We start from the raw sequence: 26916 nt of genomic DNA on the forward strand, positions 1-26916 counted from the left end.
CTTGTGTCCGGTCTTTTGTCGCTCAGCTACAGCCGCAGGAGGCGCGCACCGCCAGCACAGGGTCCAGACGCTGCTCTCGCGGTACGTCCTGCTGTTCAAGAAGCGCCAGAGTGCGCCGGGCGGCCAGCGCGCCCATCTCCTCGGGCCCGACCGTGACGGTGGTCAGCGGCGGATCATAGAGCGCGGACTCCTCGAGCCCGTCAAAGCCGATGATCGGCCAGGGGATATGGCCGACCCGCTGACGACAGGCCGCCATCAGGGCAAAGGCGATGATATCGCTGTGACAGATCACGCCATCGGTGGCGATATTGCTGTCCAACCACTGTTCGGCCAGCTGCAGACCGCCCTGAACACTGGCATGACCGGTCATGTCGGCCACCAGCGCGCCACCGACCGCTTCAAGGGCACCGTTGACCCCCTGTAGTCGTTCCGTGCGCACCGACGCGCCCGCCGGTCCCCCCAGATAGGCCAGCCGCCGGCAGCCATGCACGCGAACCAGATGCTCGGCGGCCAGGGTGCCGCCATGGACATCGTTCTGGCCGATCCAGGCGATGTCGGCCTGTGGCTTTCGGGTCAGCGCCAGATCGGGCCAGTAGCCGGCCGGCAGCGCTGCCTGTTCGCCATGGGCGGAGGTCGAGACCGGCACATGCACCAGCGCATCGACCGGCATTTCACGCATCGAGCGGATCAGCGAGCGCTCGCGCTCGGGGCTGTCGAAGGTATTGGCCAGCATGGTCAGATAGCCCGCCTCGGCCAGCGTCTGCTCGAAATGCACTGCCATGGTGGCATGAAAGGGGTTGGAGAGCTGAGTCACCAGAAGGCCCACGACGCCGCTGCGCTGCTCGCGCAGGGCCGCCGCGCCGCGGTGATAGACATAGCCCAGCGCCTGCATGGCCTGCTGGACGCGCTCACGGGTTTCGGCGCTGATGCGCCCTTCGCCGCGCACCACCAGCGACGCCGTGGCACGGGAGACGCCCGCGTGCTCGGCCACCTGGCTCAGGGTCACTCGTGTCATGGTTCTGCCTTTCCTTGAACGTGATGATGCGCTCGGCGCTTGACGCCATGGCCCCGGCCGATGTGCAGTAACGGTTTTCCTGAACCCATTGTAGGGCCGTGACGGGGGCGTGTACCGCGTCACGGCCCGTCTGTCCGGAACCGATCATGACCTCAAGGCCTGCTTCCCCCTGCTGTGCTGCCTCGCGTCCGCCGGGGCAGGATGAACGGGCGGCCCCCGCCATCGCCCCGCGTCAGGCGCCGACCGACACGACCGGCATGTGTGCCCTGCCGGGGGGCCGCTTTCTGATGGGCACCGATGATATCGAGGGCTTTGCCCAGGATGGTGAAGGGCCGATTCGGGCGGTCGACGTCGCGCCGTTTCTGATCGACGCCTGCGCCGTCAGCAACGCGGCCTTCGCCGACTTTGTCACGGCCACAGGGTATGTCACCGAGGCAGAAGATTTTGGCTGGTCGTTCGTGTTTGAAGGGCAAGTCTCGTCGGACAGTCGCGCGGGCATCGTGGGCACCGTGCCGGGCACCCCTTGGTGGCTGGCGATCAAGGGCGCCTGCTGGCATCAGCCCGAGGGGCCGGACACGTCGCTTGAAGGGCGGGAACATCACCCGGTGATCCACGTGTCACACAACGATGCCCTGGCCTATTGCCGCTGGGCCGGCAAGCGCCTGCCGACCGAGGCCGAATGGGAGTACATGGCGCGCGGCGGTCTGGAACAAAAGCGCTACCCCTGGGGCGATGAGCTGATGCCTGACGGGCAGCACCGCTGCAATATCTGGCAGGGGGAATTCCCGACCCGCAATACCTGTGAGGATGGTTATATGGCCACCTGTCCGGTCGATGCGTTTCCCCCCAATGGCTACGGCATCTTCAATGCCAGCGGCAACGTGTGGGAGTGGTGTGCTGACTGGTTCGGTGTCCGCCACCCTGCCTCCGTACCGGCGGACCCGACCGGCCCGGCCAGCGGTCAGGCCCGCGTTATGCGCGGCGGCTCCTATTTGTGTCACCGCTCCTACTGCAACCGCTACCGGGTCGCGGCGCGTACCGGCAATACGCCGGACTCCTCGTCAGGCAATCTCGGCTTTCGCTGCGCGCTGTCCGCGTGACTCAGGCATCCAGCCAGCGCAGCGCGATCAGCCCGCGCTGGCGCAGCAGCGTCTCATCGACCTGATCGAGGGCGTCCAGCCAGGCCATGGCGAAGCTGCCCGGGCCCTGGGCGTGCTCCTCGGCCAGCTCCGCGGCCACGGCGACATGCACGTGCGCGGCCACGGCGGCGCTCAGCGGGTCGCGGACCACCGCGCAGTAGGCGGCGATGATGGCGCCCAGCGCACAGCCGGTGCCGGAGACGCGGGGCTGCCACTCGCTGCCGCCGCCGACTTCGGCTACGGCGTGACCGTTGTGATGACGATCGAGCAGCGGGCCGACCAGAATGTCCACCGGTCCGGAGGCCGATACCGCACAGGCCTGCCCCAGCAGCTCCCGCGCCGCGCCGACGGCGGTCTGCGGGCTCATGGCGCTGTCCACGCCACGGCCGTGGCCTTCCTGACCGGCCAGGCCGATGATTTCCGAGGCGTTGCCGCGCACCACCGTGGGCCGATGCTCCAGAAGCTCCAGTGCCAGGCCGTGGCGCCACTTCATGCTGCCGGCACCGATGGGGTCGAGGACCCAGGGTGTGCCTGACTGGTGGGCGCCGCTGGCGGCCTTGTGCATCGCCTTGACCTGATCGCCCTGCGGCGTGCCCAGGTTGATCAGCACCGCATCGGCCTGGGCGGCAAAGCGGCCGGCCTCCTCGGGGTTATCGATCATCGCCGGTGTGGCGCCGGCAGCCAGCAGCGCGTTGGCGACCAGATTGACCGTGACGTTGTTGGTCAGGCACTGCACCAGCGGCTTTTGGGCCTTCAGCGCCTGATGTGCCTGGATGACCATGTCGATGGTGGGCTCACCGCCCGGTTGCTCACTCATGCCCATCGGGGGACTCCCTGGTGATCAAAAAAGGTGGTCTGACGCGTTAGTATAAGCACCCTGTCGGCACTTGCCCGCCTGACGAAAGAGGCATGCAGAGGCGGCGCTCGAGAGTGGACAGGTGCGGGTGCGGGCGTTAGGATAACGCGCTGTCTTCCCCGTGAAGACACCCCGCGCGCTTGTAGCTCAGCTGGATAGAGTACCGCCCTCCGAAGGCGGGGGTCTTGGGTTCGAATCCCAACAAGCGCGCCACTACCCCTTCCCAGCAAGTCCTCTCCAGTCCTTTAAACCCCTGAAATTGCTGCAAAAATGGCGTTTCAGCGTCTCTGCCGTTCCTGCCTGTTCCTACCCAATCCAGCCCCTAAAAGGTATATTGTTTGGTATATCCCATCGTTAGATTCTGCTCGGTATACCACCATGCCGCTGACCATCAAAAAGATCGACACCACCAAGCCATCTGAGAAAACCGTGACGCTATCCGACGGCGACGGTTTGCAGCTCATCGTAAAGCCCAATGGCCGCAAGGGCTGGCGCTTTCGCTATACCCGCCCGGACGGCTCGAAGAAGCGCAACATGATGAGCTTTGGCAGCTATCCCACGGTCAAGCTGGCAGAAGCCCGTGAGAAAGCCAGTGAGGCCCGCCGGCTGGTCTCTCAGGGCATCGACCCTGCCGAACAACGCCGAACCGAACAGGAAGCGCTGGAGAACTTTGATGCTGACCATTTCCGCACGCTGGCCAATGAGTGGCACAGCGGCAAGGCGCAGCAATGGAAGGCCACCTCCAACCGGGCAAAGCTGAGCTGGTCAGTGCTGGAGAACCATGTGTTCCCCTATGTGGGAGATCGCCCGATCCAGAGCATTACCCCCATGGACTGGCTGGGGATTCTTCGCCGGCTGGAACAACAGGGCAAGCACGAACAAAAACGCCGTGTACACTTCTTCTGCCGGGATATTTACCGGCTGGCCGTAGTGACGGGCCGGGTGGACAGTAACCCTCTGACCGATCTGGGCGTCGCACTCCAGCGGGCCAAGAAGGGCAGCATGAGTCACATTGGCCCCGAGGAACTACCAGAGCTGGTGCAGGCCATCGAGAACTACAGTGGCAACGTACTGGTGAAGTACGGCCTCAAGCTCCTGCTGCTGACCTCTGTCAGGCCGGGAGAATTGAGAAAGGCCGAGTGGAAAGAGTTCGATTTCGAAAAGGCCATATGGCGCATTCCCGCCGTGCGCATGAAAATGGGCAAGGAGCACAAGGTGCCGCTGCCTACCCAGGCACTGGATGTGCTCAGGGATCTGCACCGCATCACTGGCCACTACAACCTGCTATTTCCGAGCCGTAATGACAGTACCCGGGCCATGTCAGATATGACATGGAGCATGGCACTCAAGCGCATGGGCTTTGATGGCCGGCATGTTCCCCACGGCACACGCCATACCATCGCCACAGCGCTCAAGGAGATGGGCTATCCCGGCGAGTGGATCGAGATGCAGCTCTCGCACAAGCTACCAGGCATTCAGGGCGTCTACACCCATGCCGAGCACATGGCATCGGAGCAGAGGCCGGCCATGATGCAGGCATGGGCAGATTATCTTCGCTTTTAACTGCCCTCTATCTCTTTAACTACTTTTGATAATCGTTGGTTAAAGTCAGTGAATTTTTCTTTATTGGAACTACTTTCATTATCACCCATCTCACCGGTTTCTTTGAGCATAATAATCTTGAAATGCCTAATAGAGCATGCTTCTTTTGTGTACGTGTTTCTGGTTTTTTCATTATTAAGAATCTCTTCTAGTTTTCTATAAGATTCTTCTCGATAAGTTGGGTCTTGTTTTTGTCTTATTGCGTCTATAAACAAATATGCTTCTTCGTAGACTAATAATGCATCGTTGTCTCGATAGATACTAAATGGATGGTCTATTCCAGATTTACCATGCATTTCATGCAGCGCTTTGTCTCTTATGATTCTGCCTTCAGCTCTGTGTGATATGCTGACTTGAGCAGAGTTTCCTGTAAATTTCAATATCGAGTTATAAGTTTTGCATAAAACAAAAAGCCTCTCATTTAAAGAATAAATATTTATTCCAGTGTTGTTGTCAAAAAACAATATATCTCCATTGCGATGGTTCTTTTTATTTTCTAAATGAAGCGATGATTGCAGGTTTATTATCTCGAAAATGCTTCTCAAGTCCATCGATTGTTCTTTTAAAATTTTTTCAACACTGGAGAACATTACATTTATATCTGTAAGTCCATTAGGCTTAGAGCACCTAATATCTACTAAATAAACATTCGTCTCACAGCGAGATGGAGAGTTGCTTGGGTATATTTTTTCGTAAAGTTCTTCTTTGTTGTAGAACTCTATTTCGTTTTCATAAAGCTTTTCTATGCTTTCAAGCCGTTCAAAAAAGATGCGGCGATGCTTGTCATATCTATCAAATTCGATGGATTCTATCTGCTTTGCCGTTACTATCTGTTGTTCTTTAAATTGTGCTTGAATCGCAATTAAAGTTGCTACAGCTGCAAATGTTCCTGTAAATGCAAATAAACCAGAAAGTAAGGATCCAAAGTCACCCCAAGCGGAAGAGTTTTTTGATAAGTTGCTCGGCATGGTGGCAAAGTACACAGCTACTATTGTTAAGGATATTGTTAAAGATAATCCAACAATCACTATAAGAGTTTTATTCAGCAAGCTTAATTTTTTAAACTTCTCTCTGAGGTCTTTTAGTAAAGCCATCATTTCATCTTGAAACATTAAAACTCCTATTTCCTAGTATTAAAGCTTAGGCTTTTTTCTTAAAAATCAATTTATACATTTCATGTTGATGATGTGATGTCAGCTCTGTCATATATTTTATATGCGATCCAACCGTAATGGCTAAAGCTGTTACGTTTTTTGTACCTATCGCAAGGAATATTGCCTTTAGCTTGTCGTTTTTATTGTAAAGCCGCGTTTTACAACGCCAGCCGCTCGAAGTCCCCGCCGCTACCCTGCAAGCTGATCCTGTCTTCTAAAAGCTCCAGTAACTTTTGAGGACCTCAAGCGTTCCTAGAGAGTACTCCGAGATTTTTTCCAAATGTGCAATCTTGGAAAAGTCAGCCAACACACAGGAAAACCAATGGCCCAACGCAGACATGTCGAAAAGATTCAGCTTGGCAACCGCCTGCTGCGCCGCCGTGAGGTGGAACTCAAGACCGGCAAGAGCCGTTCATCGATCTACAAGGGGGTGAGCGATGGCACCTTCCCGGCGCCCGTACCGATTGGCGATAACAGCGTCGCCTGGCTGGAAGAAGAGATCGACGGCTGGATCGCCGAACGACTGGCCCAGCGCAACACCGCCCTGAACACCACTACCCGACCGGAGGCCCGCGCATGAAACGCTTCACCATGAAGATTGGCAATCAAAGCATCGACTTTACCGAAGCCGATATGGAGTCGATGGATTCGGCCCTGACCGGCGCCGTCAACATGCCGGGCCGGGAGATCGTGCGCGGTGGCAGTGAGCGCTTTGTGTCCGTCACCCAGCACAAGGAAGGCAATGCCTCTGGCCATCACGGCGAACACCCCGCAAACCGTCACCTGCTGACCGACCTGCAACGCGGCCCCAGCATCGAGACCGACTGCTAGGCCGCGCCACCGCCTGACCCTCTGAATCACTGAATATCACCGCTGCCCGGTAGTCACCGGGTGGGGTTGGGGAGACTTTGTGCCCACGACACGCGAAAAAACCGAGACACGACGGGCTGCCGGGCACTTTTTTCAAGATCCGGCATCGGCCACCGGGACAAAATCGTCCCGGCATGGCTTGCCACGTTCTGGCCGGTCTGATTATGATGAAAGGGTCGCAGCAAAATCTGCGACCGGGTTTGGCGACTCGAGCATATCTAGGCGCAGTAGCGCCCATAAACTCATTGCAGGCGCTTTTTTTGTGCCCGTAATGCGTTGTTATGGCGGGCTGCGTGGGGAGACCTTTGGGTCTGCCGGTTTCCTAGATTGCCGGTTCGCCAACCCTGCGCAGTCCGTCACCCAACTGTTTGGCGACAGTGGTGACGGTTCCGAGACTATATCTAGGAGCCTTCCCATGGCACATCACGCCCTCAGTGCGTCCGCACGCCCGCAAAATCCCCATACTGAAATACCCGCTTCCCAGAAAGCCATCGCCCTGATCGGCTCGCGCTTGATCGAGCTGCGCGTCAATCGCCGTCTGGATCAGTTTGCCGAGCTGGTCGGCATGGCCCGCATGGCCCACACGCTGGGCGCCATTTCTGCCGCCGACTACACCGAACTCCTTTCCGATCTGGATGACATGATCGGTGAGGGGGTGGCCCGTGGCTGATCAATACGTCCCGCTGACCGCTCACCCGACAAACCAGCGCCCGGCGCTGCTGATCGACCGCAAGGCGAGCTTTGACGAGCTGCACGACTGCGCCGGCCTGCGCCTTTCTGCCGCCCGCGACATGCTGTTCACCGTCACCACGCTGGGCGGTGAGAGCAAGGGCGGCGCCGTCGATGGTCGGGATCTGGCCAACATCACCCACGCTGCCTATCTGCTGCTCAACGATGCCGACGACCTGATGAGTATTGCGGGCCATGCGCACAGCCGGGAGGTGGCCCATGGCTGAGCATGAGACCTTTGCCAAGATTCGCCGCGTCAGCGCGGCAGCCCTTGAATACGCCGAGCTGCTGCTCTCCGAGTGGCTGCCCGAGGGCCAGCGACAGGGCAACGAGTGGCAGGCCCGCAACACCGTCCGGGGCGACCGCCACGCCGGTTCCTTTGGGGTGTCGCTGACCAGCGGCAAGTGGAACGACTTTGCCGACTCTGACGCCCGGGGCAGTGATCTGGTGTCGCTGCTGAGCTATCTGCGCGGCTGCCGGCAGGTCGATGCCGCCATGGAGATCGATGCCCGGCTGGGGCTGGGCGTGTTCCGGTCTTCCCGTAGCGGCATGCCTGCCCATTCCTCGCCGGTGCTTGATCCTGCACTGACGGCAGCTCATGAAGAACGCCGGCGCACCATGGAACAGGAACAGGCCCGCAACCGCGAGGCCGCCGCCGAACGCGCCCGGCGCTACTGGGACAGCGCTCGACCGGCAGGCAAGCATCATCCCTACCTGATTGCCAAAAAGCTGCCGGCCTATAACCTGCGCCAGTCCGGGCGCGGCTGGCTGATGGTGCCGCTGTATGCCGATGGTGAGCTGGTCAACCTGCAATGGATCATGCCCAACGGGCGCAAGCGCTTCCTGAAAGGCGGTCGCGTCACCGGCGCCTACTCCCTGATTGGCGACCCGATCCCCGGCGGGCGTCTGTTCGTCTGCGAGGGCTGGGCCACCGGCGCCACCCTGCACCGGCTGACCGGCGACGCCGTGGCCTGCGCCATGAACGCCGGCAACCTGGAAGCCGTGGCCCTTTATATGAAAAGAGCGCTGAACGGCTCGCTGGAACTGGTGATCGCCGGCGACGACGACCGGCACACCGAAGGCAATCCGGGCAAAAAGATGGCCAACGACGCCGCGGTCGCTGCCGGCGCACTGGTGCTCTATCCCAAGTGGCCGGAGGGTGCGCCGGAGGACGCCACCGACTTCAACGACCTGTACTGCTGGCACCGGCAGCGCATCGATGCCGAAAGCCGGCGTGATCGGGCGCAGACCGGCAAACCCCACGCTCGCCAGAAGAAAGGCACTAGCCAGACAGGGGGTGCGCAATGAGCAACAACGAATCGCACCTGTCACTGGTGGGCAATCCCAACGTGCCCGAGCGGGAAGGCATCACCCGTCCCGGCTTTGCCACCTATGACGGCCCGGTGAACATCGACGGACGTCTCTATAAGGCCGGCACCTGGTATCACGGCATCAAGCAGACCTCGCCGGATGAACCGGGCCAGCCGTTCGACCTGTGGATCTGCTCGCCGCTCTATATCGAGGCCGAGACCATCGACAGCGACGACGGCAGCATCGGGCGACTGGTGCGCTTTTATCACCGGGGCCGGGAGCTGGAATACGTCATCCCCATGGAGGCGCTGGCCGGCAAGGGTGACGACGTGCTCAAACCGCTGATGCGACAGGGGCTGATCGTCGATTATCACCACCGCAAGTACATCCCGGCCTATGTGGCCAGCCACCATGCCCCTGACGTGGTGCTGACCACGACCACCCGCACTGGCTGGCACGCCGGCACCGGGGCCTTTGTCATGCCCCACCGTGTGATCGGCAGTGATCAGGTGCGCTATCACGGCTCGGGGCTGGAAGCCCGGGTGTTCGATTCACGGGGCACCCTGGAGGACTGGCAGCAGGAGGTGGCCACGCCGTGCCTGGGCAACCCGGTACTGATTGTGGCCGTCTGCTGCGCCCTATCGGGGCCGCTACTGCGCAAGGTCGGTGTCAACGGTGGCGGTATCCATCTGGTCGGTGATTCATCCAGCGGCAAGTCACTGGCGCAGGACGTGGGCGCCACAATCTGGGGACGCCCGGAGGGCTTCAAGGTGTCATGGGACATGTCCGCCGGTGGCGTCGAGATCGAGGCCACCACCCGCAACGATACCGTGCTGATTGCCGACGAGATCAGCCGCGCCAATCCCAAGCGACTCCAGGAGCATATCTACGCGCTGGCCAACGGCTCGGGCAAGGGCACCATGACCCGGGAACGCGAGGGACGCCCGAAAAACCACTGGTGTCTCCCGATCCTGTCCAGCGGTGAGCGCAGCGCCGCCGACCATACCGGCATTTCCGGCCAGAGTGCCCATGCCGGCGCCGAGCTGCGTATGGTCGATATCAACGCCGGCACCCGCACCTATCGCGCCTTCGATGACGTCCACGGCATGGACGGCGAAACCTTTCACCGCGCGCTGACCGGCGCCGTAACCAAACACTACGGCCACGCCGGCCCGGCACTGGTGGAACATCTGATCGATGAGAACGTGGCCAACGGTCTGCCGTGGCGCTTTGGTGAGGTTCGGCGCTCGTTCGATGTGGCCAGCGCTCAGGCTGGACGTGTGGCGGATCGTTTCGCCGTCATGGCGCTGGCCGGAGAGCTGGCCAGCGAACTGGAGATCCTGCCATGGCCGAAAGGTGCCGCCACACAGGCGTGCCGGGGGCTGTTCATGGAGTGGCTGGCCACCATCGGCGACGGCAACGCCGAAGACCGCCAGATACTGACGGCGCTGGCCGACTTCATCGCCCTGCACGGCGATAGCCGCTTTTCCGACGTGAACGCCCAACTCGCCGCCCATGTCTCGCACCGGGCCGGCTTCTATGAGGTGGACGACAACCGCCGCCTGTACCTGTTTAACCGGGCCGCCCTGCTGGAAGCCGTCGAAGGCTACAGCCGGGACCGCATCCTGCGCACCCTGAGCAGCCATGACGTGATCCCCAAGACCGACCCGGGAAGGCTCCAGAAGAAGTACCGCCTGCCCGGCGGCGGCAGTGCCCGCTTCTTTGTCATCGATCCCGAAAAGCTCGAGACCGAAAGCGGTGCCCGATGATTCGACAAGCTACCGCGCCACCTGCCGCACTCATCTTTACCCCCGCAACCCGGGACGGCCTGCTGGCCGTCCCCTCATCCACTGCATGGAGCTGCCCCATGACCGCTGCCAACACCAATGCACAGAGCACTACCACGGATAATGCCGCCATGAATGCCAATGCTGCAACGCAGAACACCGAGACCACCACAGACAGTTCGGCACCGCTCCCGCAACCATCACGGCGCATGCTGGACGCCAACTTTGACTATCAACCCACCACGGTAGCCATTAACGCCCTAACGCCGGCAAAGGCGCAGGAGAAGCTGGCCAGCGCCCGTGCTGACTATCTGGACAAGCGCGAACGTCTCAAACAGGCCAGCGAGGAACTGGACCGGATCGAAAAGACGATCAGCGCCGCCGAAGCACAGGAACAGCAGGCCGCCAAAAGCTGGCGCAGGGCCTTTCTGGAAGGCGCCGGCAAGCAGGGCAAGGAAGTACGGGACCAGCAGAAGCAGGCCGGCCAGTGGCGCATCGAGGCCGAGCAGAAGCGCGAGATGATCGAGCTTTTAAAACCGCAGGTCGAGTGGCTGCAAATCGAGACACAGGTCGCCCGGGAGCAGTTCCAGCGCAGCCTGAAGGCCACACGGGAAGTCATCAGCCATCACAGCCTGCTGGCCGAAGCAGAGAAGCTGTTCGAGGGGCTGGAAAGTGACGCCTTCCAGGCATCGCTCTCGGGGCTGTTCCAGCGCATCACCGACGATCTATGCAACAACGTCGGGTACATGGCCCAGTACAATCTGGACGTCTCCAGTCAGCCGGGCGAGCGCATCTTTGCCAACCTCAACGATCAGGAGACCAGAGCGGTACGCCGTGATATTCGTCAACGTCAGTATGCCGCGCTGGGCGAACTGTTGTGGCATCTACTGCCGAAAACCAGCACCGAGCAGCCGGACATACTCAAGGGCATTGCGCCGCTGGCATGTGAAGCCGGCAAGGGTGAGCTGGGTAATAGCATCGGGCGCCGCCGTCGCCAGCTTGAGCTGGAAGCCACCATGGAATATGTGCCGGGCAAGACGCAGCACTGACCCACAAACGACAGAAGGCCCCGCCATGTGCGGGGTCTTTTTGCATGGGGGCCTCGACCATAAACCCCATCGCTCGCCAAGAGGAAGGATCGCCAAAACCGGCAGCGGTGATGGCCAGACGACCCGCATCGAGCACTAGAACGGTGAGGAAGGTTTTCACAGGAACCTGAAAACGACCGGGAACAGCGGGAACAGTGGGAACACTTCGCTGGAAGCCGCGCCACAGGCGGGCTCGCTTGTTCCCGGTAAGACACTAAAGAGTGGGAACAAACGGGAACACCTAACTGTATAGGGGTATTTTTACCCTTTTCTGTTCCCACTCGATTTTTCGGTGGGAACAATGTTCCCACGCTGGAACCCGCATGGTTGAGCCTTGTTCCCACTGTTCCCGGTGTTCCCACTCAAAAATCACAGGTGTGAAAACGGTTCAGGGGAATAGGAATCAGCCTCAGAAAAAGAGAAGCCAGAAACGGCTGGATCAAGGCTTGATCATTTCATTCTGGCGAGCGATGTTTTGGCGGTATCAGGTAATGGCCGTTCTATCCCCTCACCCGTTCCATTCCGGTAGCTGCTGACTGGTTCGAAGCCGCAGGCGCTGAAGCATCAACCCTTCGAATACATCTTCCAGGCTGCTGTCTTTTTTCACGGTCGGTAGTGACGCCTGCGCTTCGGTGAAAAACTGACGTTCCATCGAGCTACCCATGAACGCATGACGCCACCACGCCAGAATCCTTGAGCGGGCTCTGGTCATCAATTCGATGCTGGGAAGCTTTTCCGATTTGTCAGCATTGGCCCTGCTCGACGCAGGCAGCAGGTTCCAGAGGTCGTTATTGCCCCAGCGCGCCCAGGGGAGACAGTGATCGATGTCGTACCGGCTACGGCTCAGGTCGGCATTGGTCCAGACGCAGCGTACCGGGTGGTTGTCCTGTATTGCCTGAGCGACCGCAGCACGGATCCTGCTGGTATCGCGTTTGCCCTCCTGCCAGTACAGCGCCTGATACATCCGGCCTATATCGTCGTTGCCACCATAGCTGCGCATCAACCGGACCCACTCATTGACAATGGCGGGCTCCAGCCAGCAATTGAATCGGCTGAAACAATCCCACAGCGATGCAGGAACGCGCAGCGTGCCAAAGGCCGACAGGCTGTCTCTATCCAGCCGTGATGGCAGGGTGGGAAATCTTGCCGTCTTGCTCTGAGCCTCGAATACGGGGCGCCTGGAACCCGGCCATGTCATGAACTGTGCCGGCATGTTCACAATATTGTTCACGGCATCGCGGATAGCCTGAACAAGGGTGGCCATCAGGTCGCTGGCCAGCGGCTGGCCGATTCTCAGATCGTGTCCCGAAACATTGGCCAGCGCATAAAAGGCTTTTTTGGCGAATCCATAGCCTCTGGTGCCCGGCGCCTGTCGTAGCTCATGTCGCAGCACCAGCGGCTGATATAGCTTGATCCAGTACAGCCCGACAGCGCCCAGCGGTATGTCTACCCACTGCTCCGAGCGATCAATCACGATGCCCGGCACGGTTTCGGCAATTCGCGCCACACTGCGCAGCAGGCCCAGCTTGTAGGTGGCCGACTTGTCGTCATTGGTGATGATATGGCGCAGCACCGGCAAGGCACTGGTGCCGTCATCGGGCAGCCGGAATACCAGCGTTTCCCAGCGCACCCCCGGCCTTTGCTGCTGGTCGTCGCTCTCTCCGTCATATAGCAGCACCAGTGCCTGATCCCGCGCCCAGCTCTCGATGTGGTGCCGGTCAACGTCATGGAAAACCCGTGCATCAGGGCTGGGGCCGTGGCGAAGGGTAATGACCAGCACGCCGCCGGGTGTCAGCAGCTCGGCCAGAATGCGAAAGGCCCGCTGCTGTTCGGTCAGCGGCAGGTGCATCCAGACCGCAGACACCAGAACAAGATCGAAGCGATAGCCAAGGGTGCGAACCTGATTCAGTCCGGGCAGAGCATCATCGAGCCACTGCACGGACAGTCCGGCAGTGCTTTCCTCGCCCAGGGCACGCAGGCCGGCCGCCGGCTCAACGGCCAGCACTTCCCAGCCTCTTTGCGCGAGTGCCGCCGCATCGCGCCCACTACCCGCCCCTGCATCCAGTGCAAGACCGACGCGCTCAGAGAGATGGTGCAGCCAGTCGCCATGCACCTCATCGAAGGCGAGCTGCTGATACTGAGCAAAGAACCGTTCCGCATTTTCCGAATACAAATTTTTCATGGATCAGGCATTGCTTATGGGGCGGATGTTCGAGACATTCTACTCCCGGTATTAAGTCTTTTGTGAGAACGCTGTGGACTACAGAAGGCGGCAGAAGATACCCGGTAAAGGCTGCCTGCACAGATTCGAAGGCAAAAGGCATCTGACACGCTCACAGGCACTCGTCGCGGTGGTGTGAAATGCAAGGAAACGCATGATTTTTTGAGCCGCTAAACCGTCATGCAGCCCAGCACTGGGGCGGGCTGGCGCCTACTGCAAGGGTGCAATAAAACCGACCCATTTAGCGCGCAGGCGGGGCGGGGAGTCGACAGCGCGCTGGGGGAGTTGACCGAGGTTTTCGCCGTGGGCGGATGCAAGGGTGTTGTCCATGGCGTCAGGAGAGCGGTAGACGTGTCTGACCGCTTATATCGTGCCAACAGCAGTAAGGAGTGATTATGGGTATCAAACCGGGTCCTAAACGGACTGCCAAGTCTACTGGCCAGCCTGACAAACGTCAGCGTGACAACAAGCAGACGCCCGGCAATACGCCATCCCTGAAGCCACATAAACACAAAAAGGGAGATTAAACAGGCTGATATTGAACCCCGCTATTGTGCGGGGTTATGTGATCCATTCAATGAGGTGACAAAATGGGGATGCGTTTCAGAAAGTCCATAAAAGTAGCACCGGGCATCCGCTTGTCTGCTACTCACCGTGGCCTCGGAGTTCGCCTTGGTGGCCGTGGTGGGGGCATCTCCTTCTCCCCTTCCGGTACACGCGTAAGTGCCGGTATCCCTGGTACAGGATTGTCTTGGTCTGAAAAAATCGGTTCAGGTTCTAGCAATAGGTTACGAGCTTCCTCCTCCAATCTTAACTCCAGACAACAAGAGCATATCGAGATACAGCTACAAATTGTTATCGATGATGAAACCGGTGAAGTTCAGTTATTGAATAGCCGTACCGGTTTACATCTAGATTCTTCGACCTTAAAAGTCCTCAAGCAGCAACAAGGCGACGTCATCCGGGAAAGGCTGGGGTTGATGGTCGATAATATTAATGAGACGCGTGAATCATTGGCCATACTACATGGCGATATACAGGCGCCGATTGCTCAGCCTTATAAAGTAAAATCATTTAATGAAGAACAGCCTACACTCCCTGATTTACCTTCCAAAAAGCTTGTGCATTTAGTCTGGCCACCAGCAGAAAAACGGCGCCAAAAATGCATTGAGTTGATCAATTCTGATTACCAAAATGCTATTTCTGATTGGGAAAATTCCCAAAAGCAGCACGAAGCGCTCCAAGAATCTTTAAGGCTAAGGCACTTATATGGCCAGCAAGGAGACTTGCAGAGCATGGAGGAACTATTAAAAGAAGCGTTGGAAGAGATCGAATGGCCCTATGAAACCTTAATAGCTTGGGATTTCCTCTCCAACCATGAGCTTAAAATCGACGTGGATTTTCCGGAAATCGATATGCTTCCAGCGCGTCGAGCGGCATTAGCTGCCCGTGGTTTCAAAGTGAATGTACGTAAGCTTGCCGCAAAGGAACTGAATGAGCTTTACGCTCGACATATCAGCAGCATTGGTTTGAAGCTGGCAGCGCTGTGCTTTCAGATTATGCCAACAATTCAAAAGATAACTTTATCTGGATACTCACAGCGCCTCGATCGTAGCACTGGTCATGAGCAAGACGAATATCTCTATAGCGTTAGATTGAATCGCGATGCATGGCAATTATTGAATTTCGATTCACCAAAAGACATCGATGCTTATGACTGTCTTGGAAACTTTGATGTTAAGCGAAAGGTGCTTGCTTCGTGGACAATGAAACCAATTGAGCCGTTCTAGGCTCAGAGTTAGTTTTCTTCGGCCCGTTGCAAGGGTCCTGATATTGATCAAAAACAGATATCTAAGGTATATGTTTATAGCTTTATTTAATAAGCTGAGCAAAAAGGCGGTATACAAAAAGGTATACCGGCAGAAAAAATTTACTAAAAAGTCAATATTATCATGAGTTTGAGTAGATTTTATAATCCCAACAAGCGCGCCACTTCCTTTCCCTGTAATACCTTCCTTGTTTTGACGCTGCTACTGAGTCCGCTCAGGGTCTTGTTGCGTCTGGCGTTTGGGCCTTATCCATCATTGCCATGCGGCCAGGCCAGAATCTCCATCCCTGAATAGGGAGTCTGTCTGCAGGCTTCCAGTCTGCTATTCAGGTTGCCCACGTGAATCTCGAGCCTGTGACCATCCGGATCGAGAAAATAGAACGAATCCCCTTCGCTCCGATTTTGCCGCCACTCTTCGACGCCATGGGCTCTAAGGTGGTCGACGCTCGATACGAAATCCTCCTTCATTACCGTGAAGGCGTAGTGCGTGTATTCAGGGTGTGGTTGAGTATTGCGCTGATTGTCCAGAGTCAGGCAGAGCCACAAATCAGGAAGTGACAGATAAGCCCCTGTATCCCATCGAGCGTTCAGCGTCAGCCCCAGCACGTCCCGATAAAATTCGATGCTTCTACCCAGCTCGGAGATAGAAAGCGTCAGATGATTCAGGCCTCTCAGCATATCCAGCTCTCGATGTAGTGGTATTTACGAATTGATGACCGCCGTGAACCAGCCAGAATAACGCGCAACAGATCCAGGGGTGAGGCGCCCCAATTGGTTGAACCCATCAGTCTGGGATATTGGGCAGTCAGCTTGGTACGGCGCATTTCTGCCGATCGCATGAAGACGGGAAAGGAATACAAGGTGTCGCGTCCTATCCAGGCACTGGACGTACTCAGGGATCTGCACCGCATCACTGGCCACTACAATCTGCTGTTTCCCGGTCGCAATGACAGCACCCGACCCATGTCGGATATGACGTGGAGCATGGCGCTCAAACGAATGGGATTTGATGGCCGGCATGTGCCCCATGGCACACGCCATACCATCGCCACAGCGCTCAAGGAGATGGGTTACCCGGGGGAATGGATCGAGATGCAGCTTTCCCACAAGCTGCCGGGCATTCAGGGCGTCTATACCCATGCCGAGCACATGGCACCGGAGCAAAGGCCGGCGATGATGCAGGCGTGGGTAGATTATTTGAAAACCTAAAAAATTTAGATTTTCACAACGCTTTCTACAGAGCCAGGAATAAAGCTAATAAAATTGTTTTCCCAGCTTATAGGCTGAGTGTCGTTTATCAATGATGATAGTTGACGAATGTCGTTTTTTATATTTCGCGGCAATTTTTTCCACCATTTCAAGTTAAAATAATTGTTCTCGATATATAAAAATATCATCGTAAATAACCATTTTTTCACAAAATCCTTGTTGTCTTCATTCAGGAAGTTAAAATATTGGCCCATCGTTCCATATTTACGAAGGTGAGATACTATATAAACAGCTTTGCTGTCTTTGATTACAGTTGATATATTGAACCCTTGGAAATCGTTGTTATAAGTATTTATTTCTCTTTGTATTTTATTTCCTAGAATATCGCGCCTTGGAGCTGCTGCTCCACTAACTGCAACAGTTATTGGTGCATCTAAAGTTATTATATAACTTGTTAGGCCATCATAAGCTTCCTCGATCTTGATTTCTTCGAATGTTTTTTTCTCTTTTAAGACAAAGTATTTTCCCATATGTATATCAAATTCTTTCGTTGAGATTAAATCGTCCAATACAACTTGTGCTTTGGACGATAAGCCCTGAGAAAGATAATTTTTTTGCCAGCTCAATGCTTCTTTTGCAGCTATCTTCTGGTAATACTCGTGACATATAGCTCTATAGCTACTTGCCCAACAGTTTTCAGGAGATGGCTGGAATTCTATAGCTTCTATATCATGAAATAACTTTGAGTCGTGAAATTCACAAAAACTATAAATAGTAGAGGCTTCTTTGTTTATACCTACTGATCGTTCTTTGAATGTTAGGGGCTCACATTGGTAAAAAGTGCCAACATGACCTTTGTCTGCAAAGCTAGAAAAGACTCTGCTTTTTTGTATCGTATGAGCTCCTTTTATGCTTCCGTTGCAATTGTCTTTATCAAAATCTGACGCGCAGCAAAATCGAGGTTTCCTAAAGGCACGAGAAAAACTATTATTTATTTCTTTATAACTCAGTGCTCTTTTTTTCTGCATTCCCAAATGACAGTCTTGAAACGATTTTTTGCTTCCGCACCAACACATGTCATTAGCATTTAATGTGGCAGCTTCTGCTGTTTTCCAAAGTAATTTATCTTGTTTTTCTATAGGAAATTCTTGAAATTTTTCCAATAGCATTTGGTTTAAGTTAAAATTTTCTAAGCTTCTCTTTTTCATAGGGTTTTATAACTCAATGCGATTAAAATTTTGCCAGTAGTCTGATTTTAAAATTGGTAGGTGTGTACGTGAATGTTTTTCCTGTGGACTTGTTTCTCATGGGTCCACTGATGACGTTGTGAAGTCTACTTTTACAACACCAGCTGCTCGAAGTCCCCACCATCCCTTGGCAAGCTAATCCTGTCCCCGGCGGCACCTGCGCTGCCTGAATCAACCACGACAGGAAATACCCATGACGGTATCAATACAGCCCACTACCCGAGCCTGCCGGCACGTCGAGCGCATCCAGTTGGGCAACCGCCTGCTGCGTCGCCACGAGGTGGAACTCAAGACCGGCAAGAGCCGCTCATCGATCTACAAGGGCGTCAGCGACGGCACCTTCCTGACACCCGTGCCGATTGGCGACAACAGCGTCGCCTGGCTGGAAGAAGAGATCGACGGCTGGATCGCCGCACGACTGGCCCAGCGCAACACCGCCCTGAAAACGACTGCCCAGCCGGAAGCCCGCGCATAAAACATTTCGCTCTGAAGATCGGCGAAAAGAGCATCGGCTTTACCGGCGGCCCCTCGGCTTTTGATTTTTTATCATGAGTCTTTAATATAGATTTTCACTTCTACTCCAAGGGTATTCGTCCGATGCGCCATTGATGCCGCCATCACCCTGACGGCCAGTCTCCGCCCACCCCATTTGCTGGGGGAGTCTCTGGTATCGATGGAGTTATCCATGACAAATCCCTATCTGGCGCTTGAAAGCGTCTCTTGTCTTCTGCCGGATGGCAGACCCCTCTTTTGCGACCTCAATGAGCATTTCGATACCCGTCATACGGGACTGATCGCCCGTAACGGCATCAGAAAGACCATGCTGGCGCGCATCATGACCGGTGACATGGCGCCGTCGAGCGGCATCTGTCTTCGCTCGTGGAGCGTTTATTACCTTGCCCGGCAGGTGTTTGTTGCGGCAGATGCCAATGCTGACTTCCTGACCCTAGATGAGCCTACCAACCACCTTGAACAGACGAGTCGGCATGCCCTGATAAAAAGGCTGCAGCAGTGTACAGGCGGGCTCATCGTGGTCAGTCATGAGGGGGTCCCGTTAAGTAAACAGGAGCAGTTTGGTTACCATTACTTTTTAGAAAGAAATTGTTTACTTACCGAGAAAAACAGAGCCTAAGTGAATGTGCTCCACCATCCTTTTATCTTGTCCCAGGCCCCTTTCTCTTTGTCGGATGCGGTCAAAGATGACTGTCTTACTATCAGGCCGGTTGTTGTCCTATAAATCTTATAAAGCTTGTCGGTTTCTATATTCTGATAAACAGATGTGCCGTAAGAAATGTCAGCAAATAAGTTGAAACCAAAAATTGAAAAAAATTCTAAAGTTCCACCTTCGTCAAGATCATTGACAAAATGTTGCTTGTTATTGGCATCTTCAGCGCTGGAGTAACGACCCTCAAGCCTTGAAAGCGCATATCGAGGTTCTTTTCCGAAAGCGCTGAAAAGCCACCGCATTTTTAGAAATCTGGCATCAAGCCGCCATTGATCACCTTTTACGGTATATACGGCTTCATCAGGTGAGTCAGAGCTTGCTTTAAGGTAAGCGGTATATACCATCTCACCTTCTTGCTTGAAGCGTAATTCTGCGACCGGTACTTCCTCTGTAAGATTGCTGTAGGAAACAAAAAAGCTGGATATAGCCACCACCAGCATAAAAGCAAGAATCGCAATTACTAACAGAAGGCTTATAACGGCATGACCACCCTGTCGCTGTATAGATAGCTTTTCCAAGGCTGGGCTCCTGATCTGAAAATGATATTCCGATATCATGATATCGACTAAAACCTGAATTTATTTAGAAAAACTCTTTTGAATGGCTGCTTTCAAATCCCATCGTCAAATCAGAGGGTCGTTATGCCTGCTCGATTTTACATTCATGTCGAGCCTTGATTTTGCTGGCAAGTCGTCTACCAAGCGCTATGGTTAATGCCCTGGCGATAAAGCGAACCGTCAACGCGTCCCCTCTCACACACAACACCGGAGCCCCCATGGACATCGAACGACTCGGCAACGGCCTGGCGTTTTTAAAGGAAGCCGAGCGGCTCAAGAGCGTGCTGCGCACGGCGTACACCTCGACCGGGCGGCAGGAGGATACGGCGGCGCATACGTGGCGGCTGTGTCTGATGGCGATGACGTTCGAGCGCGAGCTGGCGCCTTTGGACATGGCGCGCGTTCTGAAACTCTGCGTGCTGCATGATCTGGGCGAAGCGATCCACGGCGATCAGCCGGCCATTACGCAGGATGCCGACAAGAACACCCAGGAGCGTGTGGATCTGCTGACCGTGATGGCGCCGCTGGATGAGACGCTCAAGGCCGAGTTTCTCTCATTGTGGGAGGACTACGAGCAGGGCGCCTCGCGCGAGGCGCGGCTGGTGAAGGGCCTCGACAAGCTCGAAACCATTCTGCAGCACAGCCAGGGCGATAACCCGCCCGGCTTCGATTACGCGTTTAACCTCACCTACGGGCTCGAGCAGACGGATGCCGAGCCGGTGCTGACCATGCTGCGCACCCTGGTCGATGGCGAGACGCAGCGGCGCATCGATCACGGTCAGTAGCGTCCATTCGTGATGAAGTGAGTTTTAAAATAAAAAACCCCGACCAGCAGAGGCTGTCGGGGTTTTTGGTGTCGGGCCGGGCAGGGCACGTGTTCGGCTCAGGCAGGTTCCGCCGGCTTGACCGTGCTCTTGTCCTCGTAGTCGTAATCGTCATCGAGGTTGTGCTCGGGGTCGTTGAGCTCGCCGCGCATGAAGGCGAGCAGGCGCTCGTCGGCTTCACTGTCCTCGGCGGTGGCGTCAAAACGGTGGCGGATGACGATGTTGGCGCGCTGGTGGTTGAAGAGCCCGCCGACCATGAAAAAGACGCTGCCCACCAGAAAGAGCGAGGCCAGCAGGTTATGCAGCTGGTCGTGGTCGGCCACGCTGTCGAATCCCCACAGGTAGGGGATGGAGGCGACCACGAACAGTACCGAGCCCACCACGAAGGTCACGGCGGTCAGGTTCATCAGCTGCAGGGTGAGCAGCGCCGAGGCGCGAATCACCATCATGACGTTGAGACAGGCGCCGATCAGAAAGAGCACCGAGCCGACGATGAACATCCACGCGCCGATCTCGATCCAGTGCCACCACGACAGAAAGAGCAGGCTGCCCACGGCATAAAGCACGGTGCCGACGATATAAACGGCCAGCGAGATGACCTCCAGAAGCTGCGAGGGCGAGACCTTTTTGCTGTCGCTCCAGAAGCGGCGCACTTCGATGACGTCGTGGGCCTGAACGACCAGATAGACCAGCGAGCCGACGAAAAACAGCCAGGCACCGATGTCGCGGATGTGTTCAAGGCGCGGGTAGAACATCACGCTGCCAACGATGAACATCACACCGCCCAGCTCGTAGAGCACCGCGTTGATGCCTTCCCAGCGGTAATCCTTTTCGAGATTACTCTTGCCCCGGCCCGGGCGGGCTGAGCGGGGGCGGTCGGTAAACAGGTGCGGCATGGAAATGGTCCTGCGGGAAAACGCAAAGTGTGGTTCGTACACTCTCGCTTGTATAGAGCTTAACGCTTCTTTTTGGGACCGGGGCGCTGACCGCGCGGAGCGCTTTTGTTATCGCCGGGTTGGCCCTTGCCGGCGGGTTTGCCGTTCGAGCGACCCTGGGGGGCGGGTTTGCTACCCTGCTTGCCTTTCGTGGCGGGCTTGCCGCCTGTCTTCTGGCCGTTGCCGGTGTTCGACGATTTGCCGCTGGTCCCCGGCTTGCCCTTGCCCCTGGCGTGCATCTTGTCCAGCGCCGGCTTGCCAATGCCCAGCGGGTCGGTTTTGGGGGGCTCTTTCGCCGTCTTCTGACCGCCACCGGTACGCGACGAGGTTTTCGAGCCGGCCGGCGTCGGGTCGGCTTTTGAGTTTTCCGTCAGCTCAAGGAGGGTGTCGATCTCCTTCGTGGTGAGATCGCGCCAGTCGCCCAGCGCCAGGCCCTTGAGCGAGACGTTCATGATCCGGGTGCGGATCAACTGGGTGACTTCAAAGCCGAAGTGCTCGCACATGCGGCGAATCTGGCGGTTGAGCCCTTGTACCAGGGTGATGGTGAAGACAAACGTGGAGACTTTCTCGACCTGACAGCGACGCGTCATCTGGCCCAGAATCGGTACGCCGTTTCGCATACCGTCGATAAAGTCCTCGGTGATCGGCTTGTCGACCGTGACCTGATACTCCTTTTCGTGCTGGTTGTCGGCCCGCAGAATGCGGTTGACCAGATCGCCGTTGTTGGTCAGAAAGATCAGCCCCTGGGAGTCCTTGTCCAGTCGGCCGATGGGGAAGATGCGCGCGCCATGCTTGACGAACTCGACGATGTTGTCCTTCTCGCTCGCCTCGGTGGTGCTGACAATGCCGACCGGCTTGTTGAGGGCGATCAGGACCAGGTCCTCTTCCTCGCGCGGCTCGATCTCCTGGCCGTTGACCGTGACGCGATCCCCGGCAACCACCTGATCGCCCGTGGTGGCCCGGCGGCCGTTAAGCCGGACCTGGCCCTGTTCAACAAAGCGATCCGCCTCGCGTCGCGAGCACAGGCCGCTTTCACTGATGTATTTATTGATGCGGGTCGAGGTTCGTAATGGCATGACGTTTCGCCGGATCGGGAGTGGTTGAACAGGTGGCTGAGCGCGGCGGTCGCGGGGCCTGCCGATGCAGAAAGCCGGTGACGGGCCCATGATGCGATACGTCACGGGGTCGTGTCGTGCGGCGCTTCGGAATACATCAATGAAAGGATATGGCATCTGCCCATGAACACGTCACGAGTGCTTGCCTTTATCAGAGGCTTTCGCAACAGTATCGCCTACCTGACCAGCCTCATCATCACGATTTACGTACTGCTGGGGCTGGCGGCGGTCACGTTCGAGGTGAAGAGTCTGCCCGGGTTTCTGGATTTCATGGACTTCGACCAGCCCGGCACCGCCCGAACGCTGCTGGCCACGCTGATGGCGGGGATGATCTCGCTTCTGGTGTTCAGCTTTTCCACCGTCATGTCCGTGTTGACCCAGGCCGGCAGCAACTTCTCCAACAAGCTGGTGTTCGGCATCATGACCGAGAAGCGCCACCAGAAGGTGCTGGGGCACTATCTGGGCACCATCCTCTATCTGCTGATCCTGCTGCTGGTACCGGCCATCGGCAATACGCCGGATACCTGGCGCTCGTTGGCGGTCTATCTGGGATCGGCCATGGTGATCAACTGCCTCGCCATGTTCGTCCTGTTCATCCATGGCACCTCGCAGTCGGTGCAGATCAATGCGATCACCCAGAACCTGCTGATCTCCACTCAGCTCTCGCTGGACAAGCTCAGGAAGCGACAGGCGCGCGACGACTATACCCATCGCACCGGCGCGGTTCATCCCGGCACCGTTTATACCCTGTACTCCCGCGACAGCGGCTATATCCAGGGCGTCGATTTCAAGACACTGGGCGAGCTGGCGCGCCGTCATGAGCTGGCGATCCATCTCGGGTTCAGCTTTGGCGATTTTGTGGTCAAGAAGTTTCCCCTTCTGACGGTCGAGGCCGAGACACCGCCCGGTGAGGTGCTGGTAGAGCAAATTCTCAACTGTCTCGAGTATGTCGAAGGGGAGTCCACCCAGAATCACTATGTCAACGGCCTGACCCAGCTGATGGAGGTAGCCATCAAGGCGCTATCGCCGGGGATCAACGACCCGGGCACGGCGCGGCTGTGCATCCATCAGGTGACCGAACTGCTGGCGCAGCGTCTGGCGCTGACGCCGCCCGACATGCTGGTGGATGACGATGGCCGCTGTCTGCTCACCTGGCACGAGGAGGGCGTCGAGAGCCTGATGTTTCGGGTATTTGATCCCATTGTTCACTACGGCGGCGAGGATCTGAGCATCTGTCTGTCGCTGCTGAAGGCCTTCAAGACGCTCTCCAATTTCGCAACGGCTGCCGACAACCGGGTCATTCAGGCCCACACCGATCGCGTCATTGCGCTCATGGCGGCGAACTTCACCACGCCGCTGGAGATCGGTTTTATCGAGGCGCGGCTGGCCGGCGGGCTGCATCGGCTGCAGATCGATACCCGGCTGCCGGCAGCACCGACCCCAACGTAAGGGCCGATCCGCCCGGCGCTCTTCACCGACCACGCTCCGGCTCGCGGAGCGTTTGGAGCGCTTTCGCCATCAGAACGCAGATGCGGTCCGGGTAGTCGACCGTTCCCGTGCGTTGCCACCCGTGGCGCTCGTAGAGTGTCTGACTGTCGGCGGTAATCAGGTGCAGCCCTGTCTCTCCCCGGGCCCGGGCATCCTGCTCGATCGCCTCGATGAGCTGCCCGGCAATGCCCCGGCCGCGATAGTCGGGATGCACGAAGACGGCCGCCAGCCAGGGGCGCAGGTCGGGGCGTTGGGCACAGTCGTTGTCGAACAGGCTGGCCATGCCGAGGGGACGGTCACCGTCATGGGCCACCCGGGTGAGCGGCAGGCCGCTGCCGTGGGCGGCGCTGGCGAATAGCAGGCGGGTCTCCTCCAGCGTGCGCCGGCTGTAGACGCCCCACTGACCAAAGGTCCAGGCGCTGCAGGCATCGATGAAGGCCGGGCGCTGGTGCAGCGGTGTGATCTCGATGGACATGGTGGCCTACCGATCGGTGTCAGAGAGAATGGGTATAAACCGGTTGGGTACGGCCTGTATACCGCTGTTGTGTTTCATGACGGGAAGTGGCTGGAAAGGTGCCCATGCCGGCGGCGCTGCAATAACTTTGTAACATTAAAAATCACTCCCTGATCTTTCGAGCCTATCATCAAGAAAGCCCCGTCCACGTCGATATAGCTCCGCAATTGTACTTGCCATGAGTGATACGACGATGTTGATGCGTTTAAGGATCGGCCCACGGCTGGCCCTGGCCTTTGGTGTCCTGACACTGCTGCTGATGGCCAGTGCCGCGGTAGGGCTGCTGGGTCTTGGCAACATGAAGATGACGGCCGACAGGGCCATCAATACCGATGCCCGGCTGGCGCAGAATGCGCTCGAGGTACAGCGTCTGGCCCTGGAAGAGCGTCGCTTCGAGAAGGACAGCTTCATCAATATCGCCACCCCTGATCGGGTCGCATCCTATTACAACAAGTGGAACGGCTCCCGGGAGGCGCTGCGCCGGACGCTGGCGGACGGTCAGCAGCTTGCGCCGACCGAGGCGCTGCGCGAACTCTACGAGCAGGCCGGCACGGCACTGAGCGCCTATGCCGCCGGATTTCAGGCCATTCATCAGCGTATTCTCGATGGCGAACTGACCGAGCCGGCGCAGGCCAATGCGGCCTTTGCCACCTATAAGGAGCAGGTGTATGCGCTCGAATCGCTGGCCGATCAGATCAATACGGCCGCTGCCGAGCGGATGAGCCGTGCCAGTGAGACAATTGCAGCCGCGCACGATCGCACCATGATCAGCCTGCTGATCTTTGCTGCCGCGGCGCTGCTGGCCGCCGTGGTTCTGGCCGTCCTTATCACTCGAAGCATTACACGTCCTCTGAGGCGGGCACTCCATATCGCCGAGCAGGTGGCGCAGGGCGATCTGACCCAGCAGATCACGGTGACCGGGCGCGATGAAACCGCTCGGCTGTTGATGGCCATGAAGCAGATGAACGCCTCGCTTCTGACACTGGTCAGCTCGATCCGTGAGACCTGTCAGAGCGTTCATGCCGGTGCTCGCGAGCTGTCGCACGCCAGTCATGATCTGTCGGCCAGAACCGAGCAGCAGGCCGCCTCGCTCGAGGAAACAGCGGCCAGCATGGAGGAGATCTCCTCGACAGTGAAACACAACACCGAGGCGACCCAGCAAGTCAATACGCTGACCCGTGAGGCGACCGGCAACGTGCGCAGCAGCCGTCAGGATGTGGTTCAGAGCCTGTCGTTGATGAAGGAGATCGCCACGCAGTCACAGCGGGTCAACGAGATACTGGCCACCATCGACTCGATCTCGTTTCAGACCAATATTCTGGCGCTCAATGCCTCGGTGGAGGCGGCCCGCGCCGGCGAGCAGGGGCGCGGTTTTGCGGTGGTGGCCTCGGAGGTCCGGGCGCTGGCCAACCGCAGTGCCACCTCGGCCGGCGAGATTCGCCAGCTGCTCGAGGAGATGAGCCAGCGGGTCGTCTCCGGCGTCGCCCAGGCCGAGCGCAGCGGCACCAGCATCGAACAGACCCGGGGTGCCATTGAACAGCTCGCCACGCTGATCAACGATATTGCGACCGCTTCCCGCGAGCAGGATGGTGGGGTGGATCAGGTCAATACCGCCATTGCCCAGATGGATCTGGTCACCCAGCAGAACGCAGCCATGGTTGAACAATCCACGGCCGCGGCCGGCATGCTGGAGGAGCAGGCCGGACAGCTTCAGAAGCTGGTGGCGACTTTTCGGGTTCGGGAAGCGGCCGGCGCCTGAGCGCAGGCCCGGGGCCGGCGCATCGTCGGCCCTGCTACGGGCGCCGCTCATCGAACGGACAGGTACCAGACACACAAAAACACCGAAGCCCGCTTGCGCGGGCTTCGGTGGTCCGAGCCTTGCGGCTCGAGGCAGAAATAACCCGGAGGTTAGTCTGCTACAACGTTGGCAGCCTGAAGGCCTTTCTTGCCCTGAGTCACGTCGAAGGAGACCTGCTGGCCTTCCTGCAGTGACTTGAAACCTTCAGCCTTGATTTCGGAGAAGTGAACAAAGAGGTCGTCGCCGCCGTCGGCCGGAGAAATGAAGCCGAAACCTTTCGCGTCGTTAAACCACTTGACTGTGCCGTTTGCCATTTTCGAAGTTCCTTTGCGCTTGTGCGCTATAAAAAATTACCGGGTGTTGCCCCAGAGGAAGCAGGTAAAACAAGGGGGATAAAACCAGGC

At 57.4% G+C, this 26916-nt stretch carries 27 protein-coding genes and 1 tRNA gene; 17 read left to right on the forward strand and 11 right to left on the reverse strand.

The genetic code is table 11. The features are described from left to right. Nucleotides 1-22: 22 nt before the first annotated feature. On the reverse strand, nucleotides 23-1015 hold the full coding sequence (locus M1D97_RS00570) for a LacI family DNA-binding transcriptional regulator (RefSeq protein WP_456268800.1): 993 nt from the start codon (nucleotides 1013-1015) through the stop codon (nucleotides 23-25). Between the two features lie 146 nt (nucleotides 1016-1161). On the opposite strand from M1D97_RS00570, the gene M1D97_RS00575 reads away from it, so the two are divergent. Beyond that, on the forward strand, nucleotides 1162-2115 hold the full coding sequence (locus tag M1D97_RS00575; RefSeq protein ID WP_456268801.1) for a formylglycine-generating enzyme family protein: 954 nt from the start codon (nucleotides 1162-1164) through the stop codon (nucleotides 2113-2115). Between the two features lies 1 nt (nucleotide 2116). On the opposite strand, the gene thiM is transcribed toward M1D97_RS00575, so the two are convergent. Further along, nucleotides 2117-2971, reverse strand: coding sequence for a hydroxyethylthiazole kinase (gene thiM, locus M1D97_RS00580; RefSeq protein ID WP_456268802.1), 855 nt, complete (start codon nucleotides 2969-2971; stop codon nucleotides 2117-2119). A gap of 175 nt (nucleotides 2972-3146) precedes the next feature. Here thiM and M1D97_RS00585 point away from each other — a divergent pair. Together M1D97_RS00585 and M1D97_RS00590 are read left to right on the forward strand one after the other, a co-directional pair. Continuing rightward, nucleotides 3147-3223, forward strand: a tRNA-Arg gene (locus M1D97_RS00585). Nucleotides 3224-3439: 216 nt separating this feature from the next. Then, complete coding sequence (locus M1D97_RS00590; RefSeq protein ID WP_456268803.1) at nucleotides 3440-4573, forward strand: tyrosine-type recombinase/integrase; 1134 nt, start codon at nucleotides 3440-3442, stop codon at nucleotides 4571-4573. On the opposite strand, the gene M1D97_RS00595 is transcribed toward M1D97_RS00590, so the two are convergent. Next, the gene (locus M1D97_RS00595) at nucleotides 4570-5724 is read right to left on the reverse strand and encodes a hypothetical protein (RefSeq protein ID WP_456268804.1); all 1155 of its coding nucleotides are present in this window, start codon (nucleotides 5722-5724) and stop codon (nucleotides 4570-4572) included. The genes M1D97_RS00590 and M1D97_RS00595 overlap by 4 nt on opposite strands. Before the next feature lie 364 nt (nucleotides 5725-6088). On the opposite strand from M1D97_RS00595, the gene M1D97_RS00600 reads away from it, so the two are divergent. The 7 genes from M1D97_RS00600 (at nucleotide 6089) to M1D97_RS00630 (ending at nucleotide 11512) form a co-directional block, all read left to right on the forward strand. Then, on the forward strand, nucleotides 6089-6346 hold the full coding sequence (locus M1D97_RS00600) for a helix-turn-helix transcriptional regulator (protein ID WP_456268805.1): 258 nt from the start codon (nucleotides 6089-6091) through the stop codon (nucleotides 6344-6346). Then, entirely contained in the window at nucleotides 6343-6597 is a 255-nt protein-coding gene (locus M1D97_RS00605; protein WP_456268806.1) for a hypothetical protein, read from the forward strand. The genes M1D97_RS00600 and M1D97_RS00605 overlap by 4 nt, the downstream gene beginning before the upstream one ends. 454 nt (nucleotides 6598-7051) lie before the next feature. After that, a complete protein-coding gene (locus tag M1D97_RS00610; protein ID WP_456268807.1) occupies nucleotides 7052-7306 on the forward strand; it encodes a hypothetical protein in 255 nt (84 codons plus the stop codon). Next, the gene (locus M1D97_RS00615; protein WP_456268808.1) at nucleotides 7299-7592 is read left to right on the forward strand and encodes a hypothetical protein; all 294 of its coding nucleotides are present in this window, start codon (nucleotides 7299-7301) and stop codon (nucleotides 7590-7592) included. Before M1D97_RS00610 ends, M1D97_RS00615 begins: the two co-directional genes overlap by 8 nt. Continuing rightward, entirely contained in the window at nucleotides 7585-8673 is a 1089-nt protein-coding gene (locus M1D97_RS00620) for a toprim domain-containing protein (RefSeq protein WP_456268809.1), read from the forward strand. The genes M1D97_RS00615 and M1D97_RS00620 overlap by 8 nt, the downstream gene beginning before the upstream one ends. Next, a complete protein-coding gene (locus M1D97_RS00625; RefSeq protein WP_456268810.1) occupies nucleotides 8670-10445 on the forward strand; it encodes a DUF927 domain-containing protein in 1776 nt (591 codons plus the stop codon). The genes M1D97_RS00620 and M1D97_RS00625 overlap by 4 nt, the downstream gene beginning before the upstream one ends. Nucleotides 10446-10543: 98 nt before the next feature. Further along, the gene (locus tag M1D97_RS00630; RefSeq protein WP_456268811.1) at nucleotides 10544-11512 is read left to right on the forward strand and encodes a hypothetical protein; all 969 of its coding nucleotides are present in this window, start codon (nucleotides 10544-10546) and stop codon (nucleotides 11510-11512) included. A 547-nt stretch (nucleotides 11513-12059) separates the two neighbouring features. On the opposite strand, the gene M1D97_RS00635 is transcribed toward M1D97_RS00630, so the two are convergent. Then, nucleotides 12060-13733, reverse strand: coding sequence for a methyltransferase domain-containing protein (locus M1D97_RS00635; RefSeq protein WP_456268812.1), 1674 nt, complete (start codon nucleotides 13731-13733; stop codon nucleotides 12060-12062). A 629-nt stretch (nucleotides 13734-14362) separates the two neighbouring features. Here M1D97_RS00635 and M1D97_RS00640 point away from each other — a divergent pair. Next, nucleotides 14363-15562, forward strand: coding sequence for a DUF4236 domain-containing protein (locus tag M1D97_RS00640; protein WP_456268813.1), 1200 nt, complete (start codon nucleotides 14363-14365; stop codon nucleotides 15560-15562). A gap of 284 nt (nucleotides 15563-15846) precedes the next feature. Here the strand turns inward: M1D97_RS00640 and fos are convergent, their stop codons facing one another. Next, nucleotides 15847-16278: a fosfomycin resistance glutathione transferase gene (fos, locus tag M1D97_RS00645; protein WP_456268814.1), complete on the reverse strand. Its 432-nt coding sequence runs from the start codon at nucleotides 16276-16278 to the stop codon at nucleotides 15847-15849. A 183-nt stretch (nucleotides 16279-16461) separates the two neighbouring features. On the opposite strand from fos, the gene M1D97_RS00650 reads away from it, so the two are divergent. Further along, entirely contained in the window at nucleotides 16462-16809 is a 348-nt protein-coding gene (locus M1D97_RS00650; RefSeq protein WP_456268815.1) for a tyrosine-type recombinase/integrase, read from the forward strand. Between the two features lie 5 nt (nucleotides 16810-16814). On the opposite strand, the gene M1D97_RS00655 is transcribed toward M1D97_RS00650, so the two are convergent. Continuing rightward, a complete protein-coding gene (locus M1D97_RS00655) occupies nucleotides 16815-18017 on the reverse strand; it encodes an SEC-C metal-binding domain-containing protein (RefSeq protein WP_456268816.1) in 1203 nt (400 codons plus the stop codon). Between the two features lie 232 nt (nucleotides 18018-18249). Between M1D97_RS00655 and M1D97_RS00660 the strand changes: the two genes are divergently transcribed. Next, entirely contained in the window at nucleotides 18250-18531 is a 282-nt protein-coding gene (locus tag M1D97_RS00660; RefSeq protein ID WP_456268817.1) for a helix-turn-helix transcriptional regulator, read from the forward strand. Between the two features lie 210 nt (nucleotides 18532-18741). Continuing rightward, nucleotides 18742-19188: a hypothetical protein gene (locus M1D97_RS00665; RefSeq protein ID WP_456268818.1), complete on the forward strand. Its 447-nt coding sequence runs from the start codon at nucleotides 18742-18744 to the stop codon at nucleotides 19186-19188. On the opposite strand, the gene M1D97_RS00670 is transcribed toward M1D97_RS00665, so the two are convergent. Further along, nucleotides 19185-19799, reverse strand: a complete 615-nt coding sequence (locus M1D97_RS00670) for a pilus assembly FimT family protein (protein WP_456268819.1) — start codon at nucleotides 19797-19799, stop codon at nucleotides 19185-19187. The two genes, M1D97_RS00665 and M1D97_RS00670, sit on opposite strands and share 4 nt — an antisense overlap. Nucleotides 19800-20056: 257 nt before the next feature. Here M1D97_RS00670 and M1D97_RS00675 point away from each other — a divergent pair, with 257 nt between their 5' ends. Then, entirely contained in the window at nucleotides 20057-20623 is a 567-nt protein-coding gene (locus tag M1D97_RS00675; protein ID WP_456268820.1) for an HD domain-containing protein, read from the forward strand. Between the two features lie 98 nt (nucleotides 20624-20721). Here M1D97_RS00675 and M1D97_RS00680 read toward each other — a convergent pair whose 3' ends face one another. Next, entirely contained in the window at nucleotides 20722-21558 is an 837-nt protein-coding gene (locus M1D97_RS00680) for a YrhK family protein (RefSeq protein ID WP_456268821.1), read from the reverse strand. A 59-nt stretch (nucleotides 21559-21617) separates the two neighbouring features. Then, nucleotides 21618-22673, reverse strand: coding sequence for a 23S rRNA pseudouridine(2604) synthase RluF (rluF, locus tag M1D97_RS00685; RefSeq protein WP_456268822.1), 1056 nt, complete (start codon nucleotides 22671-22673; stop codon nucleotides 21618-21620). 162 nt (nucleotides 22674-22835) lie between these two features. Here rluF and M1D97_RS00690 point away from each other — a divergent pair, with 162 nt between their 5' ends. Beyond that, entirely contained in the window at nucleotides 22836-24161 is a 1326-nt protein-coding gene (locus tag M1D97_RS00690; RefSeq protein WP_456268823.1) for a DUF2254 domain-containing protein, read from the forward strand. A gap of 22 nt (nucleotides 24162-24183) precedes the next feature. Here the strand turns inward: M1D97_RS00690 and M1D97_RS00695 are convergent, their stop codons facing one another. After that, nucleotides 24184-24675, reverse strand: coding sequence for a GNAT family N-acetyltransferase (locus M1D97_RS00695; RefSeq protein WP_456268824.1), 492 nt, complete (start codon nucleotides 24673-24675; stop codon nucleotides 24184-24186). 217 nt (nucleotides 24676-24892) lie between these two features. On the opposite strand from M1D97_RS00695, the gene M1D97_RS00700 reads away from it, so the two are divergent. Then, a complete protein-coding gene (locus M1D97_RS00700) occupies nucleotides 24893-26473 on the forward strand; it encodes a methyl-accepting chemotaxis protein (protein WP_456268825.1) in 1581 nt (526 codons plus the stop codon). A 149-nt stretch (nucleotides 26474-26622) separates the two neighbouring features. Here M1D97_RS00700 and M1D97_RS00705 read toward each other — a convergent pair whose 3' ends face one another. After that, nucleotides 26623-26826: a cold-shock protein gene (locus tag M1D97_RS00705; protein ID WP_456268826.1), complete on the reverse strand. Its 204-nt coding sequence runs from the start codon at nucleotides 26824-26826 to the stop codon at nucleotides 26623-26625. Nucleotides 26827-26916 lie beyond the last annotated feature (90 nt).

Source organism: Kushneria sp. AK178 (assembly GCF_053903105.1).

Coding starts and splice junctions, on each gene's coding strand:
- M1D97_RS00635 (WP_456268812.1), bottom strand. CDS start 13,733: ATGAAAAATTTGTATTCGGAAAATGCGGAACGGTTCTTTGCTCAGTAT.
- M1D97_RS00600 (WP_456268805.1), top strand. CDS start 6,089: ATGGCCCAACGCAGACATGTCGAAAAGATTCAGCTTGGCAACCGCCTG.
- M1D97_RS00700 (WP_456268825.1), top strand. CDS start 24,893: ATGAGTGATACGACGATGTTGATGCGTTTAAGGATCGGCCCACGGCTG.
- M1D97_RS00605 (WP_456268806.1), top strand. CDS start 6,343: ATGAAACGCTTCACCATGAAGATTGGCAATCAAAGCATCGACTTTACC.
- M1D97_RS00695 (WP_456268824.1), bottom strand. CDS start 24,675: ATGTCCATCGAGATCACACCGCTGCACCAGCGCCCGGCCTTCATCGAT.
- M1D97_RS00705 (WP_456268826.1), bottom strand. CDS start 26,826: ATGGCAAACGGCACAGTCAAGTGGTTTAACGACGCGAAAGGTTTCGGC.
- M1D97_RS00655 (WP_456268816.1), bottom strand. CDS start 18,017: ATGAAAAAGAGAAGCTTAGAAAATTTTAACTTAAACCAAATGCTATTG.
- fos (WP_456268814.1), bottom strand. CDS start 16,278: ATGCTGAGAGGCCTGAATCATCTGACGCTTTCTATCTCCGAGCTGGGT.
- M1D97_RS00660 (WP_456268817.1), top strand. CDS start 18,250: ATGACGGTATCAATACAGCCCACTACCCGAGCCTGCCGGCACGTCGAG.
- M1D97_RS00575 (WP_456268801.1), top strand. CDS start 1,162: ATGACCTCAAGGCCTGCTTCCCCCTGCTGTGCTGCCTCGCGTCCGCCG.
- M1D97_RS00680 (WP_456268821.1), bottom strand. CDS start 21,558: ATGCCGCACCTGTTTACCGACCGCCCCCGCTCAGCCCGCCCGGGCCGG.
- M1D97_RS00665 (WP_456268818.1), top strand. CDS start 18,742: ATGACAAATCCCTATCTGGCGCTTGAAAGCGTCTCTTGTCTTCTGCCG.
- M1D97_RS00595 (WP_456268804.1), bottom strand. CDS start 5,724: ATGTTTCAAGATGAAATGATGGCTTTACTAAAAGACCTCAGAGAGAAG.
- thiM (WP_456268802.1), bottom strand. CDS start 2,971: ATGAGTGAGCAACCGGGCGGTGAGCCCACCATCGACATGGTCATCCAG.
- M1D97_RS00610 (WP_456268807.1), top strand. CDS start 7,052: ATGGCACATCACGCCCTCAGTGCGTCCGCACGCCCGCAAAATCCCCAT.
- M1D97_RS00690 (WP_456268823.1), top strand. CDS start 22,836: ATGAACACGTCACGAGTGCTTGCCTTTATCAGAGGCTTTCGCAACAGT.
- M1D97_RS00675 (WP_456268820.1), top strand. CDS start 20,057: ATGGACATCGAACGACTCGGCAACGGCCTGGCGTTTTTAAAGGAAGCC.
- M1D97_RS00570 (WP_456268800.1), bottom strand. CDS start 1,015: ATGACACGAGTGACCCTGAGCCAGGTGGCCGAGCACGCGGGCGTCTCC.
- M1D97_RS00630 (WP_456268811.1), top strand. CDS start 10,544: ATGACCGCTGCCAACACCAATGCACAGAGCACTACCACGGATAATGCC.
- rluF (WP_456268822.1), bottom strand. CDS start 22,673: ATGCCATTACGAACCTCGACCCGCATCAATAAATACATCAGTGAAAGC.
- M1D97_RS00625 (WP_456268810.1), top strand. CDS start 8,670: ATGAGCAACAACGAATCGCACCTGTCACTGGTGGGCAATCCCAACGTG.
- M1D97_RS00640 (WP_456268813.1), top strand. CDS start 14,363: ATGGGGATGCGTTTCAGAAAGTCCATAAAAGTAGCACCGGGCATCCGC.
- M1D97_RS00620 (WP_456268809.1), top strand. CDS start 7,585: ATGGCTGAGCATGAGACCTTTGCCAAGATTCGCCGCGTCAGCGCGGCA.